General features: G+C 73.8%; 13 protein-coding genes. 2 read left to right on the plus strand and 11 right to left on the minus strand.

Annotated features, from left to right (window positions below):
- Nucleotides 1-56 precede the first annotated feature (56 nt).
- From D5H75_RS03885 to D5H75_RS03910, 6 genes are read right to left on the minus strand one after another with little or no spacing between them, the layout of a single operon-like run.
- Nucleotides 57-1,244: a cytochrome P450 gene (locus tag D5H75_RS03885; protein WP_119924890.1), complete on the minus strand. Its 1,188-nt coding sequence runs from the start codon at nt 1,242-1,244 to the stop codon at nt 57-59.
- A gap of 15 nt (nt 1,245-1,259) precedes the next feature.
- A complete protein-coding gene (locus tag D5H75_RS03890) occupies nt 1,260-2,492 on the minus strand; it encodes a sulfotransferase family protein (RefSeq protein WP_119924891.1) in 1,233 nt (410 codons plus the stop codon).
- Entirely contained in the window at nt 2,489-3,508 is a 1,020-nt protein-coding gene (locus D5H75_RS03895; protein WP_119924892.1) for a Rieske 2Fe-2S domain-containing protein, read from the minus strand. Before D5H75_RS03895 ends, D5H75_RS03890 begins: the two co-directional genes overlap by 4 nt.
- A 10-nt stretch (nt 3,509-3,518) precedes the next feature.
- Nucleotides 3,519-4,715 carry a cytochrome P450 gene (locus D5H75_RS03900; RefSeq protein ID WP_119924893.1) on the minus strand — a complete coding sequence of 399 codons (1,197 nt, stop codon included), beginning with the start codon at nt 4,713-4,715 and terminating at the stop codon, nt 3,519-3,521.
- 11 nt (nt 4,716-4,726) lie between these two features.
- On the minus strand, nt 4,727-5,785 hold the full coding sequence (locus D5H75_RS03905; RefSeq protein WP_119924894.1) for a DUF1214 domain-containing protein: 1,059 nt from the start codon (nt 5,783-5,785) through the stop codon (nt 4,727-4,729).
- 10 nt (nt 5,786-5,795) lie between these two features.
- Nucleotides 5,796-8,939 carry an AMP-binding protein gene (locus tag D5H75_RS03910; protein ID WP_119924895.1) on the minus strand — a complete coding sequence of 1,048 codons (3,144 nt, stop codon included), beginning with the start codon at nt 8,937-8,939 and terminating at the stop codon, nt 5,796-5,798.
- Between the two features lie 165 nt (nt 8,940-9,104).
- Between D5H75_RS03910 and D5H75_RS03915 the strand changes: the two genes are divergently transcribed.
- Nucleotides 9,105-10,685 carry an acyl-CoA synthetase gene (locus D5H75_RS03915; RefSeq protein ID WP_119924896.1) on the plus strand — a complete coding sequence of 527 codons (1,581 nt, stop codon included), beginning with the start codon at nt 9,105-9,107 and terminating at the stop codon, nt 10,683-10,685.
- Between the two features lie 13 nt (nt 10,686-10,698).
- On the opposite strand, the gene D5H75_RS03920 is transcribed toward D5H75_RS03915, so the two are convergent.
- The 5 genes from D5H75_RS03920 to D5H75_RS03940 are packed head-to-tail and all read right to left on the minus strand — an operon-like array spanning nt 10,699 to nt 16,130.
- Nucleotides 10,699-11,364, minus strand: coding sequence for a hemerythrin domain-containing protein (locus D5H75_RS03920; RefSeq protein ID WP_119924897.1), 666 nt, complete (start codon nt 11,362-11,364; stop codon nt 10,699-10,701).
- A 9-nt stretch (nt 11,365-11,373) separates the two neighbouring features.
- The gene (locus D5H75_RS03925; protein WP_119924898.1) at nt 11,374-12,498 is read right to left on the minus strand and encodes an acyl-CoA dehydrogenase family protein; all 1,125 of its coding nucleotides are present in this window, start codon (nt 12,496-12,498) and stop codon (nt 11,374-11,376) included.
- The gene (locus D5H75_RS03930) at nt 12,464-12,985 is read right to left on the minus strand and encodes a nitroreductase family deazaflavin-dependent oxidoreductase (protein WP_119924899.1); all 522 of its coding nucleotides are present in this window, start codon (nt 12,983-12,985) and stop codon (nt 12,464-12,466) included. Before D5H75_RS03930 ends, D5H75_RS03925 begins: the two co-directional genes overlap by 35 nt.
- Nucleotides 12,967-14,004 carry an NAD-dependent epimerase/dehydratase family protein gene (locus D5H75_RS03935; protein ID WP_119924900.1) on the minus strand — a complete coding sequence of 346 codons (1,038 nt, stop codon included), beginning with the start codon at nt 14,002-14,004 and terminating at the stop codon, nt 12,967-12,969. Before D5H75_RS03935 ends, D5H75_RS03930 begins: the two co-directional genes overlap by 19 nt.
- Complete coding sequence (locus D5H75_RS03940; protein WP_119924901.1) at nt 14,001-16,130, minus strand: aminotransferase class III-fold pyridoxal phosphate-dependent enzyme; 2,130 nt, start codon at nt 16,128-16,130, stop codon at nt 14,001-14,003. Before D5H75_RS03940 ends, D5H75_RS03935 begins: the two co-directional genes overlap by 4 nt.
- A 302-nt stretch (nt 16,131-16,432) precedes the next feature.
- On the opposite strand from D5H75_RS03940, the gene D5H75_RS03945 reads away from it, so the two are divergent.
- On the plus strand, nt 16,433-16,639 hold the full coding sequence (locus D5H75_RS03945) for a cold-shock protein (protein ID WP_068929239.1): 207 nt from the start codon (nt 16,433-16,435) through the stop codon (nt 16,637-16,639).
- The last annotated feature ends 26 nt before the right edge of the window (nt 16,640-16,665 follow it).

The raw sequence follows: 16,665 nt of genomic DNA on the forward strand, positions 1-16,665 counted from the left end.
CACGCCGCCACCGCCGTACGGCCGCGCCGCCGTACGGCCGCGACCGGACGGCGCGCTCACCAGGTGACGGGCAGCTCGGCCAGGCCGCCGGTCAACTGGTCGGAGCGGACGCGCAGCCGTTCCACGGGCACCGCCAGGCGCGCGCCCGGCAGGCACCGGACCAGCTCCGCCAGCGCGGCCTGCAACTCGATGCGCGCGAGCACCGCGCCCAGGCAGTAGTGCGGGCCGTACCCGAAGGTGACGTGGGGGCTGGCGGGCCGCCGCCCGATGTCGAAGGTGTCGGAGTCGGGGAAGACCGACTCGTCGTGGTTGGCCGCGCCGTTGTTGAGCAGCAGGAGCTCGCCCGCGCGCACCCTCACGCCGCCGAGCTCCAGGTCCTGCCGGGCGTACCGCAGCACCCCACCGGCCCCGGTGTTGGAGGCGCGCAGGATCTCCTCCACCGCGTGCGGGATCAGGCCCGGGTCCTCGGCCACGGCCCGCCGCTGCTCGGGGTGGGTGAGCATGAGCAGCATGGTGTAGTCCAGCGCGGACACGGTGGTGTCGTGCCCGGCGAACAGCAGCATCGTCCCCAGCATGGCGATGAAGTCGTCGCCGAGCGTGCCGTCCTCGGCCGTGATCAGACCGGACAGCACGTCGTCACCGGGGTCGGCGCGCTTGGCGCGGACCAGGTCCAGGATGTAGGCGTACAGCTCGGCGAGCGCGGCCTGCGAGGCCGCGCCGTCGCGCGCGTCGCCGATGCCGTGCGCCCAGCGCCGGAACTCGGGCCGGTGCTCGTACGGCACGCCCAGCAGCTCGCAGATGACCGACAGCGGCAGCGGCACCGCCAGGGCCTCGTGCAGGTCCACCGGCGGCCGGCTCGCCGCGACGTCCTCCAGCAGTTCCCTGGCGATGGCCTCCACCCGGACCCGCAGCACCCGCATGCGCCGGGCCGAGAAGTACGGCATGAGCACCGCGCGCATCCGGGCCCGGTCGGCCTGGTCGGTGTCGTGGTTCCCGGTGGGGCCGAAGAAGACCGACTCGCTCATCCGCGGCGCCCTGTCCGGGTCGGGGTGGGACAGGCCCAGCCGGTCGTCGGCCAGCAGCCGCCGTACCTCCTCATAGCCGGTGACCAGCCAGGCCTCGTCTCCGGTGGGCGTGCGCACCCGCGTGATCGGCCCGCGCTCGTGCAGCCGCCGCAGGAGCGGCGGGGCGGCCAGGAGGTCGGGCTGGTCGAAGGGGAAGGCGGGCGGTTCGGACGTGGTCATGGGGTTCTCCGGGGGTCAGACGCGGAACCGCCGCCGGTACGCCGACAGGCTCCGCGAGATCTCCGCCTCGTCGAGGCCGAAGTCGCGCAGGTCGTAGACCACCCGGCCGTGTTTCCCGCGCGGGTGCTCCCGCCGGAACGCCGCCAGGGCGGCCTCGGTCCCGGGCGTGAAGGGCTGCCCGGCGCGCGCGTAGATGTCGCGCACCGTGCCCATCTCGTCGGCCATGAAGTCCTCGAAGCGCACGTCCACCGACTGCCCGGCGGGCAGCGCGTCGCGGTCGGCCAGGCATCCGTTCAGCAGGTCGGCCATGCGGCCGGCCCAGTAGTGCCCCGCCTCGCGGGCGTCCACCGACTCCTGCGCCAGCCGGGCCGAGTAGGTCATCATCGTGCACAGCGAGGCGGCGATCTCGGCCGGGTCCCGGTGCGTGACCACCACGAAGGCGTCGGGGAAGACGGCCATGAGCGGGCGGAGCTGCTCCAGGTGCCCGGGGGCCTTCAGGACCCACCGGCGGCCGCCGCGCAGCCACCGCAGCACCTGCAGCGTCCTGCGCATGTGGGCGTAGGCCGGCGTCTGGTCGGCGGTCCTGAGCCAGCGGCGGTAGGAGGGCAGCGGCGCGAACGACTCGAAGTAGAACGAGGCGCAGCTCAGCGCGAGCAACTGGATGTCCTCGTGCGCGTGCTCGGGCCACATCTCGTGCATGAGCCGCAGGTGGGGCAGCGGCCCCTCCGCGGCCGCCAGCACCGCCGCCGCGCGCGCGATCCGCGGGTCGGGGTCGGCGCCCCGCTCGTGGTCCGGCGGCACCGGCTCGATGCTCTCCCAGTACGGCAGGTGCCGCAGCGCGGGGTCGGCCGACATGAGGTTGTGCAGGTGCGTCGTGCCCGTCCGGGGCAGCCCCGCGATGACGATCGGGCGCTCCACCGGCACCCGCAGGATCTCCGGATGCCGCCGGATCTCCTCCTCCACGCGCAGCCGGTTGGTCAGCGCCTGGACGAGCTGCGCCCAGAGGGTCACCACGCCCATGGGGCCGAGCCGCGCCTCGGTGCGCAGCGACGCGCACAACACCTCCAGCGGCTCCAGGAACCACTCGTCCCCGAACCGGTCGAGCCCGCTCTGCTCCACCGCCGCCCGGAGCAGCGCGGCGGGCTCCAGCGTGATCGCCTCGGCCATCGGGGCCAGGTCGGCCCGCATCCGCGCCACGTCGGAGGTGAAGCGCGGCGCGGCCAGGTCGTCGATTCTGATCGCCGTCATACCGCGCACTGTTCCTCGGTGTAGAACTGCCGGGCCCAGTTGCGCAGCCGGGCGATGTCGCCCTCCCCCTCGCACAGGAACGCCGGGGCCTCTCCGCCGTTGTACCGGGCGCGGCTGGGCAGGCTGCGGAAGACCTTGTTCTCGAAGATGGGGATGTCCTCCAGCAGCGCCTTCTCCCACTGGTCGGAGATCATCTCGTGGACGGCGGGGGTGAGCTCGTCGCCGGCGTCCAGGGTGTACTGGTAGGACAGGTAGTGGACGTGCTCCTCGTCGATCGGGGTGACCGAGAGCATGACCGACCGCTCCACCTGGTAGCCCGCGTAGTCGATGGTGCTGCGCATCAGGCTGAACCCCAGGCCGGCCTGCAGGCTGCGGTTGCGCGCGTAGGCCTGGGCCTCGGGCAGTCCCTCGCCGGCGTCGTAGGTGCCGTGGAACTCCCCGCGGTAGTAGGGGCCGTCGAACTCCGCGCTGGCCGTGACGTACTCCAGGGCGGCGTGCAGGGTCTTCTGGTGGGCCGAGTCGGCCGCGTTGTCGAAGATCTCCTGGACGTGGGTGCGGACCTTCCACCCGCGCACCCTCGGCCCGATCCAGTCCTGGCCCGGCCCCATGCTGTCCAGCTCGGGCACCGTCCACGCGGGACGTTCCCCGCGCTCGTCGTAGAAGACGGCGACGACGCCGTTGACCTCCTGGACGGGGAAGGTGCGCAGCCGCGCCTGCGAGGGGATCTTGTCGGAGTACGGGATGTGGACGCAGGCGCCGTCGGCGGTGAAGCGCCAGGTGTGGAACGGGCAGACGACCGTGTCGTCCTCGATCCGCCCGCCCACGCCGAGGTTGGCCCCCATGTGCGGGCAGTAGGCGTCGGCGGCGTGCGCCGTGCCCTCCTTGTCGCGCCACAGGATCATGTCGCGGCCGAAGTAGTGCACGCGGTGGATCGCGCCCTCGGTCACCTCGGCGGCGTCGGCGACGCGGTACCAGCTCGTGGGGTAGGGCTGCATGGGATAGCGGCGGTTGGGCATGGTGCCTCCTTCAGTCGCGGGCGGGGACGGCGTCCCAGTCGACGGGGAGCCGCGTGGGGCGCCTGACCAGGGCGGTGTCCAGCCAGCCGATCTCGTCCGCCGGAACGGCCAGGCGCAGGCCGGGGAAGCGCGCGGCCAGCCGTTCCAGCGCGACGGTCAGCTCCAGGCGGGCCAGGCCGGCGCCGGGGCAGTAGTGCGGCCCGTGCCCGAAGCTGAGGTGGGCGGGCGGGCCGGGGCGGTCCGGGTCGAAGGTCTCGGGGTCGGGGAAGACGCTCTGGTCCTGGTTGGCGGCGGCGGTCACCGGCAGCACGTACTGCCCGGCGCGCACGGGCCCGGAGGGCAGCGTGACGTCCTCGGTGGCCAGCCGCAGCAGGGCCGCGTCGGAGGCCGGGTGGCAGCGCAGGATCTCCTCGACGACGGCTGGGACGTCGCCGCCGCGCAGGGCCCGGTACCGCTCAGGCCGTACGAGCAGGGTGTACAGGCCCCGGGCCAGCACGGTCGAGGTGGTCTCGTAGCCGCCCACGACCAGGAGGCCGACCGTGCGCAGCGCCTCGGACTCGGTCAGCTCCCCGCCGCCGACGAGCGTGTCGACGAACCCCTCCCCCGGTGTGGCCCGCCGCTCGGCGATCAGCCGCTCCAGGTATCCGAAGAAGCGCAGGGCCTTGTCGATCCGCTCCTCCTCGTCCAGGTCGGCGGCGGACAGGGCCAGCTCGGACCAGGCGACGAAGTCCTCCCGGTCGTCGATCGACACCCCCAGGACCTCGCTGATGACGGCGATCGGCAGCGGCATCGCGTACCCGGCCACCAGGTCCGCCGGAGCGGTGAGCCGGTCCAGCAACCCGTCGGCGATGCGCTCGACCACCGGCCGCCAGGAGGCGATCCTGCGCGGGCTCAACGCCCCGGCCAGCACCCGCCGCAGCCGCGTGTGGCGCGGCGGGTCCATGTTGATGAGCAGGTCGGGCGCGTCCGGGTCCAGCCGCGACAGTTCCTCGCCCTCGGTCACGCGCGGGGCGTCCGGGTCCAGGACGCGGCGGCTGAACGCGGGCCCGGCCAGCACCTCGCGCACGTCGTCGTACCGCACCGCCAGGACCGCCGTGCCGTCCCCGGCGAGCGGCACCGGGTCCAGCGGGGCGTACGCGTGCCGGTGGCGGTACAGCGGCGAGGGCATGCCGTGCGGCCCGGACGGGAAGGGATAGAGGTCTGGCACTCGGCCCTCCTTCACCCCGCGGCCCTGACCACGGTGACCGCCGGCGCGGGCGGCGTGCCCTCCGGCAGGAACCAGCGGAACCACATCCGGCCGCGCGGCCGCCCGGCCGTGGAGACCCAGTTCGGGTGGCCGGGGTCGCGGTGGGCCACGACGATCTCCCAGGAGCCGTCGGGCCCGGTGACCAGCCGGGCCGAGTTGAGGCCGGCCCGCTCCCCGCCGAAGGAGTGCATGAAGGGGTTCCAGAGCGTCATGTTCCAGAACTCGCACTCCACCCGGGGCCCGCGGATGACCAGGGCCTCGTCCTCGGCCAGGCAGTAGGACCCGGCGGCGTACGCCGCGTCGCCCGCGGCCCAGCCCAGCGTCTCGCGGGGGACGGGGAAGGGCGGATCGACGCGGTTGTCGTCGCTCAGGTGGAAGAGCAGGGACGCCTGCTCCCGCAGCCAGGTCCGGGCGGCCCGCAGCGCCGCCGCGCTCTGGTCGTCCCCGGCCTCGCGCGGCGGCGGCGGGTCCAGGGCCCGGATCCGCCAGGAGGCGTGCTCGTCCCGGCCGGGCGCGCCGACGTAGGAGCGGGTGATCGCGCACTCGGCGTCGGGCTCCAGCCGCAGCCACGCCCCCTCGAAGGAGTCCGGCGGCGGGCCGGCCGACAGCATGATCGTGAACTCCTCCGCCAGCTCCCGGTGACCGGCCGAGCCGATGATCCGCGTGGAGAACCGGCCCTCCCCCGGCCCGCCGTACACCGTCAGGGACAGGTAGGCGGCGTCGGCGCGGCGGCCGGTGACCAGGTAGCGGCAGGCCGGGTCCAGCGGGGTGTGCAGGAACTCGGCGTCGGGGCTGTCGCCGCCCCACTTGCGCTCGGGGCCCAGGAGCGTGCGGAACCTGGGGGCGCGCGGGTCGGCGCGCAGGTGGATGTCCACGGCGACCTGGAAGAGCGTCAGCAGCCACCGGCAGCCGTCGATCCGGGACGCCTCGTCGAGGGGGGCGCCGGGCAGGCGGTCCAGGCCCTCCTGGAGCGAGCCGAGCTCGCCTACCAGCTCGCCGAGGGCGCGGCGGGTCTCGGGGGCGGCGTCCACGCTGCCTCCCTCAGCCGACCCGGGCACGGTCCTGGCCGGCCTGGCCGGCCAGGCCGGCCAGGACCGTGCCCGGGTCGGCGACCACGCGCTCGACCAGGCCGCGGTACCGGTCCAGGAGGCCGGCCATCCGCCCGGCCCCGAACAGGTCGGGGTCGTAGAACAGGGCCGCGCGGTAGCCGTCGGCGTCGTCCCTGACCACCAGCATCACCTCGATCTGGGACATGAACTGGGCTCCGAGGAACTCCTCGTCCATCTGGTCGCGGCGGGTGACCCGCAGGCCGCCCAGGTAGGGCTCCGAGGTCCGCTCCAGGTATTCGAAGCCGATGTAGTGCGAGTCGGTGTAGTGGGCGTTGAGCCCCGGCAGGGTCATCGTCAGGGCGATCGTGGGCACCCCCTGGTGGAGCAGGGCCTCCCGCACCGTGGCGGCCACGGCGCCGAGCACCTCGCGGAACGGGCGGTCCAGGTCGATGCCGGTCCGCATGAGGGTGATCTCGGTGAACAGCCCCACGGTCCGCTGGATCTCCGGCAGGTCCCGGCCCGCGAGCGGGGAGACGACGGCGATGTCCCGCCTGTCCAGCTCGGCGGCCAGCAGCGCCTGGTAGCAGGCCAGCAGGACGGTGTACGGCGTGCAGCCCGCGGCCCTGGCCAGGGCCTCGACGCGCACGGGCAGCCCGGCCGTGACGCGGGCGGTGCGTTTCTCCCCCGGCACCCCGGCGCCGTCGGCGGGCAGCAGCATGGGCGCGAGGCCCTCCGTGCGCCGGCTCCAGTACTCCAGGCACCTGCCGTAGTGCGGGTCGTCCCGCCAGGTCGCGTCGGGCGCGAAGAAGGTCCGCTCCTGCCAGCGGGCGAAGTCGCCGTACCGGGTGCCGGGGGGCGGCAGGCTCGGCGGGCGGCCGGCGGCGAAGTCGGCGTACAGGACGCCCAGCTCCCGTTCCAGCACGCCGAGCGAGCGGTCGTCGGTCGCGATGTGGTGGGCCTTGACGATCAGGATGTGGTGGTCGTCCGCGAGGGTGAACAGCCCGGCCGCCAGCAGCCGGCCCGACTGCGGCTCCAGCCTGACCTCGTCGAACCGCGCGACGGCCGCGCGCAGCTCGCCGGCCCTGCCGCGCAGGTCGTAGTGGTGCAGCGGGTCGCCGTACGGCTCCTGGACGTACTGGTACCCGCCGCCCTCCAGCCGCAGGTCGACCCGGGAGCGCAGGGGCTCGTGCCGCACGAGCAGGTGCCGGGCCGCCCGGCGGAGCGCGTCCACGTCTAGCCGGCCCTCGATCTCGTACTGCCCGGCGAGGAAGAAGCCGGGGTGGTCTCCGAGGGGCGGCTGCCGGGCGAGCTGGGTGAGCCACAGCATGACCTGGGTGCCGCTCAGCGGGGCCGGCCCGTCGCCGTCCTGGGCGACGACGGCGGCCGTACGGCCGGGGGCGGACTCGCGCACTCTGCGCGCCAGCCCGGCGACGGTCGGCTCCTCCACCAGCGTGCGCAGCGGCAGGTCCACGCCCAGCTCGTCACCGATCTTGATCGCCGCCTCGGCGGCCAGCAGCGAGTGTCCGCCGAGGCGGAAGAAGTCCTGCCGCGCGTCGACGTCCTCGGTGCCGAGCAGGTCGGCCCAGACCCGGCAGATGCGGTACTCCACGCTCCGGAGCGACCGCTTGTCCACTTTCCCGTTGGCGTTCGTCGGCAGCTCGTCCAGGACCAGGACGCGGCGGGGGACCTTGTAGTCGGTCATGGTCCGGCGCGCCCAGGCCAGCAGCTCCTCCGGGTCCAGCCGGCCGGGGACCCGGGGCACGACGAACGCCCACCCGGCCTCGCCCGCCACCGGGTCCGGCACGCCGATCACCGCGGCCTGGGCGACGTCCTCGTGCCGCAGCAGCAGGCTCTCGACCTCGGCCGGGGAGACGTTGAACCCGCCGACGATGAACAGGTCGTCCTTGCGGTCCAGGACGGTCAGGTTCCCCCGTTCGTCGAGCGCGCCCGCGTCGCCCGTGCGCAGCCAGCCCGCCTCGTCGACGGCCTCGGCGGTCAGGCCGGGCTCGCCCCAGTACCCCCGCATGACGCCGTAGCCGCGGACCAGGATCTCACCGTCGCCCGACAGCCGGACCTCCACGCCGGGCATGGCCCGCCCGGCCGAGCCGGCGACGACCTCGACGGGGTCGTCCGCGCGGGTCATGGACACGACCGTCCCCTCCATGAGCCCGTACGCGTTGATCACGCGCTCGGCACCGAGCCGGTCCAGCAGGCGGTGGACGAGCGGGGCGGGCACCGACGAGGCGCCGCAGACCGCGACACGCAACGTCGAGGGGGCGCCGGAGGACTCGGCCTCCTCCAGCAGGGCGTGGAAGAGCGCCGGGGGCCCGGCCAGGACGGTGACGCCCCGCCGGGCGATGAGCTCGTGGAGCGTGCCGGGGTCGAAGGCGGCCACCGGGATCGTGGTGGCCGCGCGCATGACGCCGGCGAGCAGGCCGGCGTTGAGCCCGAAGCCGTGGGAGAAGGGGGCGGTCACCGGGTATCGGTCGCCCTCGCGCAGCGTGACGACGCCCGACCAGTCCCAGTAGGCGCGCAGGAGCTGCCCGTGCTCCAGCATGACCCCGCGGGGCGCGCCGGTCGTCCCGGAGGTGGGCATGACCTCGCACAGGTCGCCGGGGCCGACGGCGGCGGCGCGCTCCTCGGCCAGCCGCTCGTCCACGTCCTCGGCCAGCTCGGCGAGCCGCCCGGGGCCGAGCGCGCCCGGCCGGTCGCCGTCCAGGATGACGACGTGGCGCAGCCCCGGGGGCCGCGGCTCCAGCAGCTCGTCCAGGTCCCGGGTGGTGAACAGCACGCTCGCGCCGGTCCGGGCCAGCAGGTCGGCCGCCTCCGCGCCCTTGGAGCGCGCGTTCACCGGCGCCACGACCGCGCCCGCGTCCCAGGCGCCGAAGGCGGTCACGGCCCACTCCGCGCTGTTGGGCGCCCAGATGGCCACCCGGTCGCCGGGCCGTACCCCGAGCGCGATCAGGGCGCGGGCGGTGCGCAGCGCGCGCTCCCTCAGCCGTGCGAGGGTCAGCCGGTCGCCGTCCGACTCGATCACCACCGCGCCGGGCCGCCGGGCCGCCCGCTCGCGCAGCATGCCCGGCACCGATCGCCAGGCCGGCCGGGGCGCCCCCACGCCCGAGAACGCGTTGATCACCGATCCCCCAGAAGGCAGACAATCAAACGAGCGCTTGGTTGACTCAACATACCGCCGCGATCACACGCCCGCCAGGGGACCCATAGAAAAACCAAGCGCTTGTTTGTACGCTGAGCGCGTCCGAGCTCGCGCTCGCAGGAACCAGGACCCGTACGGGAGGTTCTCGTGCAGTTCAACCACGCCGACCTGTTCGAGGGGATCGCAGACGCCCTCGGTGATCGGATGGCCCTCGTGACCGAGGACCACCACCTCACCTACGCCGAGCTGGACGCCCACAGCAACCGGCTCGCCCACCACCTCCAGGCGGCCGGCGTCCGGCCCGGCCAGCACGTCGGCATCCAGCTCTTCAACGGGCTGGAATACGTCGCGGGCATCCTGGCGGCGCTGAAGATCCGGGCCGTCCCCATCAACGTCAACTACCGGTACGTCGAGGACGAGCTGCTCTACCTGTACCGGGACGCCGACCTGGTGGCCCTGCTCTACGACGTGGAGTTCGACGCCCGCGTCAAGGCCGTGGCGCCCCAGGCCACCGACCTGCGCCACCTCGTCTCCGTCGGCGGGGCGTCGGCCGTACCCGGCGCCGTCCGCTACGAGGACGCCGTCGCCGCCCAGTCACCCCGGCGCGACTTCCCCCCGCGCTCGGGCGACGACCTCTACATCATCTACACCGGCGGCACCACCGGCATGCCCAAGGGCGCGATGTGGCGCCTGGACGACCTCTTCCACGCCTTCTGGCACCCCTACGCTCCCCCGCCCAAGACCCCTGAGGAGCTGGTGGAACAGGCCAGGCAGATCGAGCCCGGCGTCATGATGGCCACCCCGCCGCTCATGCACGGCGCGGCCCAGATGGCCACCTTCATCAGTTGGTGGCGCGGCCAGACCACGGTGTACGTCCGCAAGTTCGACCCGGCCCGCATCCTGCGCATGATCGAGCGGGAGAAGGTCAACACCATGGTCATCACCGGCGACGCCATGGCCCGGCCCCTCGCCGAGGAGATCGCCGGCGGCGACTACGACCTGTCCTCGCTCTTCGTCATCAGCTCCTCGGCCTCCATCCTGTCCGGAACGGCACGGCGGCGGCTCCTGGAGGTCCACCCCAACATGCTGCTGCTGGACAACTACGGCTCCTCCGAGACCGGCAACACGGCGGCGGGGGTGGACGGCTCGACCCCCGAATCGGGCCTGCGGTTCACCCCGAACGACCCCAACCTGACCGTGCTCGACGACGACTTCCGCCCGGTCGCCCCCGGCTCCGGCGTGATGGGCCAGGTCGCCAAGTCCGGCCGGATCTCCCTGGGCTACTACAACGACCCCGTCAAGACCGCCGCCAAGTACCGCGAGGTCGACGGCGTGCGCTGGATGCTCACCGGCGACCTGGCCACCGTGGACGCCGACGGCCGCATCGCGCTGCTGGGCCGAGGCTCGGAGTGCATCAACACCGGCGGCGAGAAGGTCTTCCCCGAGGAGGTGGAGGCCGTCCTCAAGGGCCACCCCGGCGTGCTCGACGCCGTGGTCACCGGGATCCCCGACGAGCGCATGGGCAGCCGCGTCGCCGCCGTGGTCGAGCCCTTCCACGACCGCGAGACGCCCGCCGAGTCCGACCTGGACGCCTACTGCCGCACCAGGCTCGCCGGGTACAAGGTGCCCCGCCTCTACGTCTTCGTCGAGCGGATGGTGCGCACCCCGGCGGGCAAGGCCGACTACCCCTGGGCGCGGGAGACCGCCCGCGAGGCGGCCGGCCTCTGACCCAGGGACGCCCTCACGTGCCGAAGGTCCGGCGCTCCAGCCTCCGGTAGCTCGGCCGCCCCAGCGCCAGGATCACCCGGTACGGCCAGCTCGGCGCCAGCGCCCGGTCCCGCTCGGCACGTGAGGCGTACCCCGCGAGCCAGGGACCCATGAACGTCAGGTCGCCCACCGAGAACCGCTTGCGCGCCGCCCGCTCGAAGACCTCGTAGTCGGCCAGGGACACGTACCGGGCGACCGCCGGGAAGACGGTCGCCTCCTCCTCCGCCAGGTGCTCCTCCAGCAGGTCGCGCAGCTCGCGCACCAGCCCGTGCAGGGCCGCCCGCTCGGCCGCAGGCTCCTGGGCGAACCGGGCCGCCGACTCCCCCACCCGCTCCAGCAGCGCGTCGAGCCTCACGTGGTCCTCCGACAGCGAGTCCAGTTCCAGTTCCCCGGGCGCGGACGCGGCCAGCAGCGGCCACAGGGCCTCGTCCTCGATGCGGTGATGGCGCACGATCGCGAAGATCAGCCGGTCCAGGTACACCCGGATCGCCCGCGCCCTCTCCCGCGGCACCTCCCCGGCCCCGGCCAGGGCCTCGGTCAGCCGCCGCAGGTCGGCGCGGATCGCCCGGTGCTCGACGTGCCCGACCGTGAGGTCGACCTCCGGTTCGCCCTCTCGTCTGGGGGTGATCTGCCGCGTCATCTGCACTCCTCACGCGAAGCGGAACGGACGGCCCGCGAAGTAGTCGGCCAGGTTCGGCGCGATCGCCGTGCGCGCGGGCGGGTGGAAGGCCAGCAACTGGCTGGCGGCCAGCAGGTAGCCGATCTCGGGCGAGGTCACGAAGGCCATGCCGCCCAGCAGCTCGACGGCGCGCCGCGCGGACTCGCCCACGGCGTCCTGCACGGCCAGGCGGGTGATCACGGACCGGGCCAGCGCGTCGTTGTCCAGGTCCCGCTGGTCGATCATCCGGGCCAGGCCCTCCACGAGGCAGCCCGCGCTCTCCAGCCGCACCCCGAGGGCCGCCCGCTCGGCCACGCTCCCCCGCTCCGCCCCGACGGCCCGCTCCACCAGGGCCGAGGCGATGCCGAGGTAGACCGCCGAGATGACGCACTCGAACCAGATGAACCCCGCCGCCTGCATGGCGTCCACCCCGCTGGGGTCGCTCAGGTCCGGCCGCACGATGAACTCCTCCGGCACCCGCACGCCGGTGAAGCGGACCTCCTCGCTCTCCGCCCCGGCCAGGATGTCGCTCGCCCAGAACGGGTGCACGCTGATGCCCGGCAGGTCGGCGGGGGCGAACATCAGCCCCAGCGCCCCGTCCGGCAGCGCGACGGTCGCGGTCAGCAGGTCCATCGAGCGGGCCAGGCTGCACGGCTTCTTGCTGCCGTCGACCACGTACCCGCCCTCGGCCGGCCGCGCGGTCATGGCCGGCGCCACGATGCTCTGCCGGCTGCGCCCCTCGGCCCCCGCCGAGGACACCAGCAGGCCCTTGCCCGCGATCTCGCGCAGCAGCACCGTCTCCAGCGCCTCCGGGCCCTGCGCCTCCACGACCATGAAGAGCGTCGCGACCGAGAAGTGGTGCATGGCCGTGCCGACCGCGAGCGACGGCGCGCGCGAGGCGATCGCGGCGACCACCCGGACGGCGTCCAGGGCCGAGGCGCCCGCCCCGCCGTACTCCGCGGGGATCAGCAGACCCGGGCCGCCGTGGGCGCGGAACAGCTCGACGCCGGGGTTGCCGCGCTTCTCCAGGTCCAGGAGCGGTACGGCGGACAGCGCCGCGTGCAGGCCGGGCAGCAGGCGGTCACAGGTTCGCGTGGCGATGGCGAGGCTTCGCATGGTCGCTCCTTCGCGGAAGCAGGCGGAACACGCGCACCTGGCGGCCCGACCTCTCGATGTAGTCCCGGTACACCGGCCAGACGGCGTAGACCCGGGGCAGCACCTCGTCCTGCTCGTCCGGGCCCAGCAGGCGCGCGGTCACCGGGATCGTCCGGCCCCCGTAGCCGACGGTCACCTCCGGACTGTGGAGCAGGTTCTCCGACCAGGCCGGGTGACGCGGCCTGCCGAAGTTGCTGGCCGTGACGACGAAGGACCCGTCCGGCTCGGGCACGCACGTGAGCGGCGTGCGCCGGGGCAGGCCGGTGCGGTGCCCGACGGTGAAGAGCATGAGGCTGGGCATCAGCTTCTGGCCCAGCAGGATCCGGCCGCCCGACAGCCGGTAGGCGGCGCGGTCCAGCGGCGGCAGCACGCGGGGGGCGAGCCGCTGGAACAGCGCCGACCTCGACATGCGCAGCGACAGGGGGCGGATCAGGTCCCAGTAGCCCATTCGGCGCTCCGTCCGTGTGAGGCGAGCCGCCCCGCGGCTCTGGCGTTCAGGTGGCCGTGCTCGGCGAGCCAGCGCAGCGAGTCCTCCACCGTCTCGGCGACGGGCCGCAGCCGCATGTCCAGCGCGGTGAGGGCCGGCTCGTCGTCCGTGGGAGCCATGGCCAGCATGACGTCGGCCACGTCGCGCGAGAGCGGGTAGTCGATCGGCCGCAGGCGCCGCGCGGCGTCGAACGCCGCGCCGAGCAGGCGGAAGGCCCAGTGCGGCACCGTGACCCGGCGGCACCTGACCCCCGTGAGCTCGTCGCACAGGTCGCCGAGCCGGTCCCAGTCGAGGTAGTGGCCGCCCAGCAGGAGGCGGCGCGGCCCGAGCCCGGGGACGAAACACCGCTCCAGGGCGATGGCCAGGTCCCTGACGTCGATCACGCCGACGCCCGCCCGCGGCACCGCCCACACCTCGTTCAGGGCGCGGGCCAGGCCGTTCATCATCGCGTCGAGCCGGGGCTGGTGCGGCCCGGTGACCCCGCCCGGGTAGACGATGGTGACCGGCCGCCCCTCGTCCTGGAGCCCGCGCACGTACCGCTCGGCCTCCACCTTCGAGCGCGCGTATCCGCTGCGCGGCCGGGCCAGCGCGCTCCCCGTCGTGATGACCGGGTCGGCCGATGGCACGAACACCGCCACCGACGACACGTGCACCACCGGATCGGCGCCCAGGGCCAGCGCCCGCCCGACCACGTTGGCGGTCCCCTCGACGTTCGCCCGCCCGTCACCGCCGTACGACAGGTCGGCCGCGGCGTGCAGCACCGCGTCACAGCCGTCCAGCGCGCGCTCCACGGATCCCGGGTCGCACATGTCGCCCCGCGCGACCTCGAAGTCCCCCTCGCCCACGCCGAGCGCGGCCAGCGCGCCCGCCGCCCGGCGCGGCTCCCTCACCAGCAGCCGCAGGTCGTGGCCCGCCGCGCGCAGCGCCGCCACCGCGTGCGAGCCGACGTATCCGGAGGCCCCGGTCACCAGGATCCTCATCGCGCCCGCCCCCTCCTGGCCCGCAGGTCGCGCACGGTCTTGGCCAGGGCGAAGGAGACGACCTGGGCGATCGCGTGCCGGTACACGGTGAGCGGGGTGTACCGGCGGGTCCCGGCCTTCAGCCGCGCGACCACCTCGCGGACCTCCGCCTCGTCGGCGAAGATCCGGTGGAAGAAGCGCAACTGCATGACCAGCACGCCGCAGTCCCGCAGCAGCAGGGCGGAGATCGCCGCCTCCATGAGCTGCCCCACCTGCGAGCGCTTGTGGTACGGGAACCACCTTCTGTCCAGCACCAGCCGCACGTGCCCCCCGCTGCCCGCGGCCGCCTGGAAGAGCCGGGACGACGCCGCCAGCTCCCGCAGCCCCGTGATCAGCTCCTGCTGGGCGCGGATGCGCCGCGTGTGCCGTTCCTCGGTGGACACGTCCCGCAGCGCGTGGAGCGCGACGTGGGCGGCCAGGTTGTTCCTGTAGTGCCGGGCCAGCCGTTCGACCAGGTCGGGGGCGGCCGCCCGCGCCCGCGTCTCGACGTCGCCGGTGACCATCACCGCCCCCACGGGCAGGGTCGCGTCGCTCAGCGGCTTGGCCAGCACCGCGATGTCGGAGTTGGCCACCACCTTCTCGTGGGCGAGGAACGAGTCGCCGGTGCGCCACCCGCCGGTCATCACCTCGTCCACGCCGATGAGGTAGCCGCACTCCGCCCGCAGGTCGTCGACCAGCCGCACCACCGGCGCGGGCAGCGGCCGGCAGTCCATCCCCTGGATCACCTCGAACCAGACCAGCGCCACGTCCCCGCCGCGCAGGAGGGCCTCCAGCTCCCTGGCCGCGCCGGGCGCGAACGGGTCCACGTACACCACGTCGAAGTAATACGGCCGGAACGCCTCGCGATCGGACTCGGTGTACTGCTGGCCGTACTTGCTGAGGTTCATCGAGCCGAGCGTCTTGCCGGAGAAGTTCCCGGTGAAGGTGACGATCCTGGTACGGCCGGCGTTGGCCAGCAGGGCGAGCGTGACGGCCACGTCCACGCAGGTGGCCCCGCTGACGGCGGGGAAGGCGCGGGGGAACCTGGTCAGCTCGGCGAGGGCGCGCTCCAGGTCGGCGAAGTAGTCGTGGCCGGGGTCGTGCCGGGCGAGGACGCCGTCGGCCAGGTCGGGCGGGTTGTGCCCGCGCAGGGTGACGCCTCCGCCGCCGGCGCAGTCGAGGATCTCGCGCCCGTCGGCCAGGCGCAGCCGCGCCCCGGACGCCTCGACGATGTCCAGCGCGAAGCCCGACATCTCCATGCCGGTGGCCGCGAAGGTGTTCACGTGGGCCGCGAAGCCGTCGATCCTCGTCCGCATGTCCGCGTCGACCCTGGCGAAGTACTCCTCGTCCCGGCCGGTGACGAAGCCGTGCGCGCGCACGGAGTCCAGCGCCAGGGTCAGGCACAGGGAGTTGCCGCCGAAGGTCGAGGTGTGGGCGACGCTGTCCCTGGGGTTGTTCCACACCGCGTAGGCCTCGCCCGACATGGTGAAGCAGCCGAAGGGGACCTGCCGCCCGGCCAGGGACTCCCCGAAGACGTGCACGTCGGCGCCGAGCTCGGGGGCGAAGAAGCCGGGGTCGGACAGGTCGAGCTCCGCCTCGCACGACAGCGTCATCGCGCCCTGCGCCCGCGCGAGCTCGAACAGGCGGGCGCATTCCTCCCGCCGGGTCTCGGTCTCCCGCGTCCGCACCAGGACCACGCCGGACCACGACCGCTCCCCGATCCGGGCCAGGCCGTCCGCGAGCGAGGCGGCGAAGTGGATCCGCGGCGCGAGGGCGCGCTCGGGGCCCGCCCCCAGCGGGTCGAAGAAGGGCGGGTACGACGAGGTCTCGTCCACGAACAGCACCCAGCCGCCGTCCCCCCGCCGCTTCCGCACGGAGGTGTGCCGGGCCAGCTTCACGGCCCCCGCGAGCGCCTCCAGCGCGGAGTTGGCGAAGAAGGTGTGGCGGTCCCCGGCGCCCCCGCACAGCCGGTCCAGGAGCCGGCCGAGCTTGGCGCCCTCCGCGCTGATGTAGGCGTTGGTGAGGATCATGTTGACCCGCTTCGCCCGGTTGAACGCGGCGATGGCGTCGAGTGTCCTGTCGCTGGGCGTGTCGTACACGGATCTCATGGCGTCTCCGATAACCAAGCGAACGCTTGGTTGGAGACTAGCAACGGATCACCCGATCCGCCAGGCCGCCCCCTCCCGCCCCGGCCTCATCACGCTCATCTGGGGGCGCTTGCCTTCGGGGTGGGGGCGTGCTAGAGTTATCTCAGTTGCAGTTGTGGTACCCATAATGACTTGTGTGCACCTGACGCTATGTGGCGTTGGGTGCATTTTTGTTTCCGGCCTCTGCCGGGTGTGGGCCTGACGCGACAACGCGGGATCCGCGCAGTGCGGATTTCGCCTACACCTAGCATGAGGAGATCGGCATGGCAGCCGGCACCGTGAAGTGGTTCAACGCGGAAAAGGGCTTCGGCTTCATCGAGCAGGACGGCGGCGGCCCCGACGTCTTCGCCCACTACTCGAACATCGTCTCGCAGGGCGGCTACCGTGAGCTGCGCGACGGCCAGCGGGTGGCGTTCGACATCACCCAGGGCCAGAAGGGCCCGCAGGCGGAGAACATCGTCGCCGCCTGACGACTCGGCCGCGTTCCAGGGCTCGC

Origin of the sequence: Bailinhaonella thermotolerans (assembly GCF_003594875.1) — a bacterium.
GTDB classification, from domain to species: Bacteria; Actinomycetota; Actinomycetes; order Streptosporangiales; family Streptosporangiaceae; genus Bailinhaonella; species Bailinhaonella thermotolerans.